This is a genomic window from Curtobacterium flaccumfaciens UCD-AKU (assembly GCF_000349565.1).
In the GTDB taxonomy this organism is placed as follows: Bacteria; Actinomycetota; Actinomycetes; order Actinomycetales; family Microbacteriaceae; genus Curtobacterium; species Curtobacterium poinsettiae.
The window spans coordinates 16,278-27,050 of record NZ_KB714620.1; the positions used below are offsets into that span (position 1 = coordinate 16,278).

At 71.1% G+C, this 10,773-nt stretch carries 9 protein-coding genes; all 9 read left to right on the forward strand.

Annotation, left to right across the window (positions count from 1 at the left end):
• The first annotated feature begins 24 nt into the window (after positions 1-24).
• Positions 25-2,682, forward strand: coding sequence for an alanine--tRNA ligase (alaS, locus tag H489_RS28455; protein WP_017887168.1), 2,658 nt, complete (start codon positions 25-27; stop codon positions 2,680-2,682).
• 8 nt (positions 2,683-2,690) lie between these two features.
• Entirely contained in the window at positions 2,691-3,134 is a 444-nt protein-coding gene (gene ruvX, locus H489_RS0119030; RefSeq protein ID WP_031259739.1) for a Holliday junction resolvase RuvX, read from the forward strand.
• A 206-nt stretch (positions 3,135-3,340) separates the two neighbouring features.
• The gene (mltG, locus tag H489_RS37710) at positions 3,341-4,807 is read left to right on the forward strand and encodes an endolytic transglycosylase MltG (RefSeq protein WP_167578306.1); all 1,467 of its coding nucleotides are present in this window, start codon (positions 3,341-3,343) and stop codon (positions 4,805-4,807) included.
• A gap of 42 nt (positions 4,808-4,849) precedes the next feature.
• Positions 4,850-6,070: a chorismate synthase gene (gene aroC / locus H489_RS28460; protein ID WP_031259741.1), complete on the forward strand. Its 1,221-nt coding sequence runs from the start codon at positions 4,850-4,852 to the stop codon at positions 6,068-6,070.
• Positions 6,067-6,648, forward strand: a complete 582-nt coding sequence (locus H489_RS28465; RefSeq protein WP_017887172.1) for a shikimate kinase — start codon at positions 6,067-6,069, stop codon at positions 6,646-6,648. Before aroC ends, H489_RS28465 begins: the two co-directional genes overlap by 4 nt.
• Positions 6,645-7,742, forward strand: a complete 1,098-nt coding sequence (gene aroB, locus H489_RS28470; protein WP_017887173.1) for a 3-dehydroquinate synthase — start codon at positions 6,645-6,647, stop codon at positions 7,740-7,742. The genes H489_RS28465 and aroB overlap by 4 nt, the downstream gene beginning before the upstream one ends.
• A 178-nt stretch (positions 7,743-7,920) precedes the next feature.
• The gene (locus H489_RS28475; RefSeq protein WP_017887174.1) at positions 7,921-9,612 is read left to right on the forward strand and encodes an ABC1 kinase family protein; all 1,692 of its coding nucleotides are present in this window, start codon (positions 7,921-7,923) and stop codon (positions 9,610-9,612) included.
• 110 nt (positions 9,613-9,722) lie between these two features.
• Positions 9,723-10,286, forward strand: a complete 564-nt coding sequence (gene efp, locus H489_RS28480; RefSeq protein ID WP_017887175.1) for an elongation factor P — start codon at positions 9,723-9,725, stop codon at positions 10,284-10,286.
• 11 nt (positions 10,287-10,297) lie between these two features.
• Complete coding sequence (nusB, locus tag H489_RS28485; protein ID WP_017887176.1) at positions 10,298-10,750, forward strand: transcription antitermination factor NusB; 453 nt, start codon at positions 10,298-10,300, stop codon at positions 10,748-10,750.
• Positions 10,751-10,773: the final 23 nt, after the last annotated feature.

Sequence of the window (10,773 nt, forward strand, 5' to 3'; positions counted from 1 at the left end):
CACGACCTGAACCCAGGAAGCACCATGCAGACCGCAGAGATCCGCCGCCGTTGGCTCCAGTACTTCGGTGACCGCGGCCACACCGTCGTCCCGTCCGCATCCCTCGTCTCCGACGACCCGTCGCTCCTCTTCACGGTCGCCGGCATGGTGCCGTTCATCCCGTACCTGACCGGGCTCATCCCGGCGCCGTTCCCGCGGGCGACGAGCGTGCAGAAGTGCATCCGGACGAACGACATCGAAGAGGTCGGCAAGACCCCTCGCCACGGCACGTTCTTCCAGATGAACGGGAACTTCTCGTTCGGCGACTACTTCAAGGAGCAGGCGATCCAGTTCGCCTGGGAGTTCCTCACCAAGTCGGAGACCGACGGGGGGCTCGGCTTCTCGCCCGACGACCTCTGGGTCACCGTCTACGAAGAGGACGACGAGGCGATCGCCTTCTGGAAGCAGCACTCGTCGCTGCCCGACGAGCGGATCCAGCGTCTGGGCAAGGACACGAACTACTGGTCGACCGGGCAGCCCGGACCCGCGGGTCCCTGCTCCGAGATCTTCTTCGACCGCGGCCCCGACCACGGCATCGACGGCGGCCCGGCCACCGACGACGACCGCTACGTCGAGATCTGGAACCTCGTCTTCATGCAGTACCAGATCGCCGACGTGCGGTCGAAGTACGACTTCGAGATCACGGGCGAACTGCCGAACAAGAACATCGACACCGGCATGGGGCTCGAGCGCGTCGCCTTCATCAAGCAGGGCGTCGACAACATGTACGAGATCGACCAGGTGCGCCCGGTGCTCGACCGCGCGGCCGAGATCTCCGGCCGTCGCTACGGTGCCGTGCACGAGGACGACGTGCGCATGCGCGTCATCGCCGACCACGTCCGTTCCTCGCTGATGCTCATCGCCGACGGCGTGAGCCCGTCGAACGAGGGCCGCGGGTACATCCTCCGTCGCCTGCTCCGCCGGACCGTGCGCGCCATGCGCCTGCTCGGCGTCGAGGCCGCCACGTTCCCCGAGCTCTTCCCGGCGTCCCGCGACGCGATGCGCGACGCCTACCCCGAGGTGGCGTCCGACTACGACCGGATCTCCCGCATCGCCTACGCGGAAGAGGAGACCTTCCTCCGCACCCTGGCGCAGGGCACGACCATCCTCGACGTCGCGGTCGAGCGCGCGAAGCAGGACGGTGCCCCGTCGATCGGCGGCGACACGGCGTTCCTGCTGCACGACACCTTCGGGTTCCCCATCGACCTGACGATGGAGATGGCCGAGGAAGCCGGCGTGCACGTCGACCGCACGGCGTTCGAGACCCTGATGTCCGAGCAGCGCGCCCGGGCGAAGGCCGACGCGAAGAGCAAGAAGACCGCGATCGCCGACCTGAGCGTCTACAGCGCGTTCCGGGCGAAGGGCGAGACGACCTTCCTGGGCTACGACGCACTCGAGACCGAGACGCGCGTGCTCGGCATCATCGTGGACGGCGTCAGCGTCGACCGCGCGGTGGTGGGCGACATCGCCGAGGTCATCCTCGGCGAGACCTCGCTGTACGCCGAGTCCGGCGGCCAGGACGCCGACCAGGGCTCGATCGTCGGCAACGGGTTCGACCTCGAGGTCCTCGACGTCCAGCGACCGGTCTCCGGGCTCTGGAGCCACACAGTGCAGGTCCGCTCCGGCGAGGTCGGGGTCGGCGACGCCGCGAGCACCGTCGTCGATGCCGAGTACCGCCGTGGCGCGACCCAGGCACACTCCGCGACGCACCTGGTGAACGCGGCGCTCCGCGACATCCTGGGGCCGGAGGCGCTGCAGGCCGGTTCGTACAACAAGTCCGGCTACATGCGCCTCGACTTCTCGTGGTCGCAGCCCGTGTCGCTCGAGACCCGCTCCGAGATCGAGGAGGTCGTGAACACCGCGATCCGCACCGACCTCGAGGTGTCCACGCGCATCCTGCCCATCGACGAGGCGAAGGCCCTCGGCGCGCAGGCCCTGTTCGGTGAGAAGTACGGCGCCGAGGTCCGCATGGTCGACATCGGCGGCCCGTGGTCCCGCGAGCTCTGCGGTGGCACCCACGTGGCCTCGAGTGCACAGATCGGACTCGTCAACCTGGTGGGGGAGTCGAGCGTCGGTTCGACGAACCGCCGCGTCGAAGCGCTGGTCGGGCTCGAGGGGTTCCGCGACCTCGCCGTCGAGCGCACGATCGTGTCGCAGCTCTCCAGCGCGCTCAAGGCACCCCGTGCCGACCTGCCGGCCCGCGTGCAGAACCTGATGGAGGACCTGCGGAGCGCCCAGAAGAAGCTCGCCGAGTACGAGTCGGCGAACCTGCAGCAGCGCGTGCCCGCCATCGCCCGCAACGCCACGACCGTCGGTGCCACCACCGTGGTCGCCGAGACGGTCGACGGACTGCAGTCCGGCGACGACCTGCGCTCGCTCGCCACCGGTGTGCGGGGCCAGCTCGGTGACGGTGCTGCCGTCGTCGTGCTCGGGGCGGTCGTCGGTGGCAAGCCGATCGTGATCGTCGCGACCAACGACGCCGCTCGTGCTGCGGGCGTGCAGGCGGGCCCCCTGGCGAAGGAGGCCGCCGGCGTGCTCGGCGGCGGTGGCGGTGGCAAGCCGGACCTGGCGCAGGGCGGCGGGACCGACGCGGCCGCGCTCCCCGCGGCGCTCCGTGCCGTGACCGCACGGCTCGCGGGCTGACCGTGGGCATCCGGTCCGGGCGGCGGCTCGGCGTCGACGTCGGGCGCGCCCGGATCGGGGTCGCGGTGTGCGACCGTGACGGCCTGCTGGCGACGCCGGTCGAGACCGTCCGTCGCGACGACTCGAAGGACCTCCGGCGCATCCTCGAGCTCGCGGACGAGTACGACGTCGTCGAGGTCGTGGTCGGTCTGCCCCTGTCGATGTCGGGCGCGGACACCGCCTCGACCGAGGACGCCCGCGTGTTCGCCGCCCGGATCGCAGCGCGTCGTCCGGTGCGCCTGGTGGACGAACGACTGTCGACGGTGACCGCCCAGCGCGGGCTGCACCAGGCCGGCAAGAACACGAAGAAGTCCCGGGCCGTGATCGACCAAGCAGCCGCTGTTATCATTCTGCAACACGCGCTCGACCACGAGCGCAGTGCAGGTGCCCCTCCGGGCACCACGCTTCCCTGACAGGGCTGCCCGGTACCGCGCAAGGGTGCTCCCGTCGTCAGTCCGCGGACGACGGTGCCCAGGTGGAGTTCCCGACCGAGAGACCGAGGACGTTGGCAGACGATCTGGACTGGAACGCGATCATCGCGCCCGGCAACGACGCCGAGCGGCGGAAGGCGACTTCCGACCGCACGACAGGCACCGATGACCGCGACGACGCTGGTCGGGTGACCCCACCGCCCGCGCCTCCGATGTCCCGACGCGAAGCCCGCGCACTCGAGGCCGAACGAGCCCGCGTCGCCGGCTCACCCGCCCCGGAGCCCACCGACGAGCCGCAGGCCCCCGAGCCGGCTGACGATGCTCCGGCGACCACGCGCGACGAACGCCCGGCGTCTCCCGCCGACGCACCGATCGCCACCAGCCCCGACGAGCTGCACCCCGAGGTCGCAGCACTCCTGACCGGCGAACTGCCGACCGAGTCCGCGGCGACCGCCGCGGGCGGCGGGTCCGGTGCCGACGGGACGGACCACGGCGACGCGACCGGCGGCGGTGGCGCCGCGGGAGGCGGCGGACGCGGGGGACGAGGCGGCAGAGGACGCTCCTCCAGGCAGCCGCGCGACCCGCGACCGAAGCGTCGACGCGGACCGCTCGTCGCCGGGCTCGTGATCGTCGCGGTGGTGCTGGCCGCGGGTGTCGGGGCCTACACGTTCGCCGCCCCGAAGATCCAGCAGCTGATCGGCGCGATCAGCGGTGCGCAGGAGCCCGACGACTACACCGGTGACGGCACCTCGAAGGTGACCATCACCATCAAGCAGGGGGACATCGGCGAGAACGTCGCCGCGACGTTGCAGCGCAGCGGCGTCGTCAAGGACTCGAAGGTGTTCTACAAGCTCCTGCTCGCCTCGCCGGACGTGCAGTTCCAGCCCGGTTCGTACGCGCTGAAGAAGCAGATGAGCTCGAAGTCCGCGCTGGCCGCCCTGCAGGACAAGGACAACCGGGTCCAGGCGTCGATCATCATCCCCGAGGGCACCGCGCTGGCCGACATCGAGGCCGGCATGGTCTCGAAGGCCGGCCTGACGAAGAAGCAGGTCGACGCGGCCGCGAAGGACCTGTCGGCGTACGACCTGCCGGCAGGCGTCACGACGCTCGAGGGCTGGCTCTTCCCCGCGACCTACCCGATCAACCCGGGCTGGTCCGCCGAACAGTACTTCAAGTCGATGGTCGACACGATGAAGGAGCACCTCGCCGCCGCCGGCGTCAAGGAGGCCGACCAGGAGCGCACCATCGTCTTCGCGTCGCTGGTGCAGAAGGAAGCCGGGCTCGCGGCCGACTACCCGAAGGTCGCGCGGGTGTTCCAGAACCGGCTCGACCAGGGCATGAAGCTCCAGTCCGACGCCACGGTCGCGTACGGCACGGGCAACACGCACACCGTGACCACGACCGACGAGGAGCGCGCGGACGCCTCGAACGAGTACAACACCTACGTGCACGAGGGGCTGCCGCCCGCACCGATCTCGAACCCGGGTGACGTCGCGATCAAGGCGGTCACGGCTCCGGCCGCGGGCAAGTGGCTGTACTTCGTGACGGTCGACCTGGAGTCGGGCAAGACGGTCTTCTCGGACACCTACGACCAGCACCTGGTCGCGGTCGAACAGTTCCAGGCCTGGCTGCGGGCGCACCCCGACTACCAGTAGGCGCCGACGTCGCACGGACGAACGCTGTGGGAGGATTGCCGCATGCTTCGTTGGTTGACCGCTGGTGAGTCCCACGGACCCGAACTGATCGCCATGCTCGAGGGCCTGCCCGCGGGTGTCCCGGTGTCGTTCGAGTCCATCCGTGCCGACCTCGCACGCCGCAAGCTCGGCTACGGCCGCGGCTCGCGGATGAAGTTCGAGCAGGACGAGCTGCACGTGTCCGGTGGCGTCCGACACGGTTACTCGCTCGGCAGCCCCATCGCGATCCGCATCGGCAACACCGAGTGGCCGAAGTGGGTCGAGGTCATGAACCCCGAGCCGATCGAGTCCACCGAGATGTCCCGCGGCCGGAGCGCCCCGCTCACCCGACCGCGTCCGGGTCACGCCGACCTGGTCGGCATGCAGAAGTACGGCTTCGACGAGGCCCGCCCGGTCCTGGAGCGTGCGAGTGCCCGTGAGACCGCGGCACGCGTGGCGCTCGGCGCCGTCGCGAAGTCCTTCCTGGCCGAACTCGGCATCCGTTCGGTGGCGCACACGCTGCAGGTCGGGACGGTCCGGGTGCCGGACGGCACCGACCTGCCGCTGCCCGACGACGTGGACCGCCTCGACGAGGACCAGCTGCGCTGCTTCGACGCCGAGACCTCCGCGCGCATGGTCACCGAGGTCGAGGCCGCCAAGAAGGACGGCGACACCCTCGGCGGTGTCGTCGAGGTGCTGTTCTACGGTGTTCCGCCCGGCCTCGGCTCACACGTCCACTGGGACCGCCGGCTCGACGCCCGCCTCGCCGCGGCGATCATGGGCATCCAGGCCATCAAGGGTGTCGAGGTCGGCGACGGCTTCGCGACCGCCGGTCGCCGTGGCTCCGCGGCCCACGACGAGCTGTACCGCGAGGACGGCGAGATCTACCGCACGAGCGACCGTGCCGGTGGGACCGAGGGCGGGATGTCCACGGGCACCGTGCTGCGCGTCCGGGCCGGCATGAAGCCGATCGCCACGATCCCGCACGCCCTGCACACGGTGGACGTCGTCTCCGGTGAGGACGCCGCGGCGCACCACCAGCGCTCGGACGTCTGCGCTGTGCCGGCTGCGGGGGTCGTCGCCGAGGCGATGGTGGCCCTGGTGCTCGCCGACGCGGTGCTCGAGAAGTTCGGCGGCGACAACGTCGTCGAGACCAAGCGCAACCTCGACGCCTACCTGGCCGCGATCCCGGAGACCCTGCGCACGCGCCGGACCGAGCCCTCGGCGACCTCGACCGACCTGTGAGCACCGACGTCCGACGCGCCGACGCGCCCGTGGTCGTCATCGGCCCGATGGGTGCCGGCAAGTCGAGCGTCGGCAAGCGGGTGGCGAAGGCCCTCGGTGTGCCGTTCACGGACACCGACCGGGCCATCGTCCGCGAGCACGGACCGATCCCCGGCATCTTCGCCGACCGGGGTGAGCCGGCGTTCCGTGCGCTCGAGGCCGAAGCCGTCCGGGCAGCGCTGTCCACGGGCGGCGTCGTCGCCGTCGGCGGGGGAGCCGTCACCCACGCGGACACCCGGCGGGCCCTGACCGGAGCGCGCATCGTCCTGCTCACCGTCTCGCCCGAGGCCGTCGCCGAGCGCATCGCCGGGTCCGACCGGCCGTTGCTGGCGAACGGTGGGATCGACGCCTGGCAGACGATCATGGACGAGCGAGCGGCCACCTACGCCGAACTCGCGCACGTCGTGGTCGACACGTCCCGACGGCCGATGTCCCGTGTGGTCGACGACGTCGTCACGTGGGTGCGCAGCGACGCTGGCACTCACGCCGCGCCCGGCAGCACGACCACCAGCACCACCAGCACCGAAGGAGCACCGTGACCGAGCCGACCCTGCCCGCCGGGACCACCGAGATCCGGGTGGGCGGTGACGACGGCTACACGGTGGCCGTCGGCACGGACCTGCTCGGCACCCTGCCCGGGATCCTGGGCCCGCGTGTCGCGAAGGTCCTGATCGTGCACTCGCCGACGCTCGGCGCCCGGGCGAACGAGCTCCGAGCACTCCTGGTCGAAGCAGGCCTCGAGGCCCTGATCGCCGAGGTCCCCGACGCCGAAGGCGCCAAGCGTGTCGAGGTCGCGGCGTTCTGCTGGCAGATCATGGGGCAGGCCGACTTCACCCGCACCGACGCGGTCATCGGCCTGGGCGGCGGTGCCGTCACCGACCTCGCCGGCTTCGTCGCCGCGACCTGGCTGCGCGGTGTCGCGTACGTGTCCGTCCCGACGAGCGTGCTCGGCATGGTGGACGCCAGCGTCGGCGGCAAGACGGGCATCAACACGAACGAGGGCAAGAACCTGGTCGGCGCCTTCTCCGCCCCCCGCGCCGTCGTCGTGGACCTCGACCTCGCCCGCACCCTGCCGCGCAACGAGATCCTGACCGGGTTCGCCGAGATCGTGAAGGCCGGGTTCATCGCCGTGCCCGAGATCCTGGACATCGTCGAGGCCGACGTCGCCCGGGTGACCGACCCGACGACGCCGGAGTTCCGCCGGGTCGTCGAGCTCGCCATCGCGCTCAAGGCCGAGGTCGTGTCGGACGACTTCACCGAGCAGGGCCGACGCGAGATCCTGAACTACGGGCACACCCTGGGGCACGCGATCGAGCACGCCGAGCGGTACCAGTGGCGCCACGGTGCGGCGGTGTCGGTCGGCATGGTGTTCGCCGCCGAACTCGCCCGGCTGACCGGACACCTGGACGACGCCACGGTCGACCGCCACCGGACGATCCTGGAGTCGCTCGAGCTGCCGACCTCGTACGGCGTCGGACGGTGGCAGGGGCTGCTCGCCACCATGCGTCGCGACAAGAAGGCCCGTGCCGGCATGCTGCGGTTCATCATCCTCGACGGCGTCGGCAAGCCCGTCGTGCTCGAGGGCCCCGAGGACCACCTGCTCTTCACCGCCTACCAGGAGGTCGGCGTCTAGCCTGCTCGGTCAGCGCAGGACCCGACGAATCCACTGCAGAGACCGAGCCCCGCGCCGGGCCCGCGCGGACCTGTGGAAGCCGCGCCGGGCCTCCAGGCTGTGGAGGAGGATGGGGCGACGCGACGGACGGCACCACCCGCACGCGGCGGACCCAGCAGCGGGGAGCAGACTGACGGGCGTGCCCACCCCACCCCGACTGAGCGACCTCTCCGGCCCGCGCGACGCCGACACCGGCACGCTGCGCTCCCGGGGCCGGCGTTTCACCGAACTCCTCTCGATCGCCCGCCGACACCACCTGGTCCCCTTCCGCCGCCTCGACTTCTCGCACGACCCGGCGACCTCGGACCTGCGTCGCGACCAGGCCGAGCACCTGCGCCGGGCGCTCGAGGAAGCCGGTGGTGGATTCGTGAAGATGGGCCAGCTGCTCTCCACGCGCGACGACCTGCTGCCCGAGGAGTGGACCGAGGGACTCGCGCACCTGCAGCGGAACGTCACGGCGGCGCCGGCGGACGAGGTCCGTGCGCTGCTCGAGCAGGAGCTCGGTGCGCCGGTCGACCAGGTCTTCGCCACGTTCGACCCGGTGCCGGTGGCGGCGGCGTCGATCGCGCAGGTGCACCGCGCCCGGCTGCCCGACGGCACCGCGGTCGCCGTGAAGGTGCAGCGGCCGGGCATCGACGCCGCCGTGCGCCGCGACGTCGACATCGCCCTGCGGGTCGTCCGGTTCATGGCCAGGTGGTCGACCGAGGCGCGACAGGTCGGCGTGCAGGACATCGCCGGCCAGTACGCGGACGACCTGATCCGTCAGGTGGACTTCGTGTCCGAGCTGCGGAACCTCACTGCGCTGCGTGCGGCCCAGGCCCGCAGCGCGCGTCCGGACGAGGTCCGGTTCCCGGACCCCTACCCGGACCTGTCCGGCCGGCGTGTGCTGGTGATGGAGTTCCTGGAGGGCGACACGCTCAGCGCGATCCGCGCCGAGCGCTCCGAGCGCGACCTCGACGCGCCGATGCGCGCGATCCTCCGCGCCTTCCTGCGCCAGGTCGTCTTCGACGGCCTGTACCACGCGGACCTGCACCCGGGGAACGTCCTGGTGCTGCCCGACGGGCGGCCCGCGTTGATCGACTTCGGATCGGTCGGGAGGCTCGACCCGGGTCTCCGGGACACGGTCCAGGACCTGTTGGCCGCCTACCTGCAGGACGACACGTCGCGGATCGCCGATGCGGTCCTGCGGATGGCGCCCGTGCGCGATGCGCACGACGAGCCCGACTTCCGTCGGGACATCGCCCGCTTCGTCGCGGACGAGCTCGGTCCGGGGGCACGCATCGGCGTCGACACCGTGGACGACGCGGTCGAGGTCTTCGGGCGGTACCGGTTGAAGCCGCCGCCGGACTTCGTCGCTGCGGCGCGTGCCCTGGCGATCTTCGAGGGCACACTCCGCACGCTCGCACCGTCCTTCGACCTGCTCGAGGAGTCCCGCGGACTCGCCCGGGAGCAGATCACCGACCAACTCCGGCCGGGCAAGCTCCGCGACCTGGCGGCGAAGGAGCTGCTCGGGGTCGTGTCCGCGGCCCGTCGGCTGCCCCGCCGGGTGGACCGCATCGGCGAGGCGATCGAGACCGGCCGGTTCACGGTGAACATCCGGCTCTTCGCGGACAGCCGCGACCGGCAGCTCGTGTCCGGCATGATCCGGCGCATCCTGCTCGTGCTGCTCGGGGCCGGGGCGGGGGTCCTGGCGATCGTGTACCTGTCGTTGCCGGCGCGGCCGACGGCGACCCTGTCCACCGGGGTCGCGGGTGCGTTGCTCGGGGGAGCGGCGGTGGTGCTGCTCGCCTGGGCGGCGATCGACGCCTGGCTCGCCCGACGACGGCGCTGAGCGCGACGGGCACCGCTCCGGCCGCCGGGCGGGCGTCCGCTACACTCGTCCGGGGCCGTCCGCGGCCCGAGGACACTTCACAACACGACCGAACGGGACACCGACGACTCATGGCCAGTACCACAGACATCAAGAACGGCGCCGTTCTCATCATCGACGGCCAGCTGTGGTCGGTCGTCGAGTTCCAGCACGTCAAGCCGGGCAAGGGCGGCGCGTTCGTCCGCACCAAGCTGAAGAACGTCGTCTCCGGCAAGGTCGTCGACCGCACGTTCAACGCCGGCGCGAAGATCGACACCGCCGTCGTCGACCGTCGTGACTACCAGTTCCTCTACGAGGACGGCGACTCCTACGTGTTCATGGACACCGACACGTACGACCAGATCCCGGTCTCCGCGACCGTGGTCGGCGACGCCAAGAACTACCTGCTCGAGTCCGCGATGGTCACCATCGCCATGAACGAGGGCAACCCGCTGTACGTCGAGCTCCCGACGTCGATCGTCACCGAGGTCGAGACCGAGCCCGGCCTGCAGGGTGACCGTTCGTCCGGTGGCACCAAGGACGCGACCATCATCGCGACCGGTCACCGCATCCAGGTCCCGCTGTACCTGGAAAGCGGCACCCTGGTGAAGATCGACACGCGCGACGGCAGCTTCCTCGGCCGCGTCAACTCCTAGGCGCTGACCGTATGAGTGCTCGTTCGAAGGCCCGCAAGCGCGCCCTCGACATGCTGTACGTCGCCGAGGTGCGCGAGCTGCCGATCGCGGACGTGCTCGCCACCGAGACGGTCCGGCACCTGGACCAGCCGGAGCGTGCCTCCAGCTGGGACTACGCCCGCCAGATCGTCACGGGTGTCGACGACGCCCGTCACGAGATCGACGCCGTGATCGTCGACCACGCCCAGGGCTGGTCGATCGCCCGGATGCCGGTCCTCGACCGCTGCATCCTGCGGATGGCCGTCTGGGAGCTCCGGTTCAACCCCGAGGTCCCCGACGCCGTCGCGATCGCCGAGGCGGTCGAGCTCGCGCAGTCGCTGTCCACCGAGGACTCTGCCGGCTTCGTCAACGGCGTGCTCGGGGCCGTCGCCGGCGGTCGTGCACCGTCTGGTCGGACGGTCGCAGGAGACCAGGAGTCCCGGTAGGGTTGACCACGTCAGCATCCTTT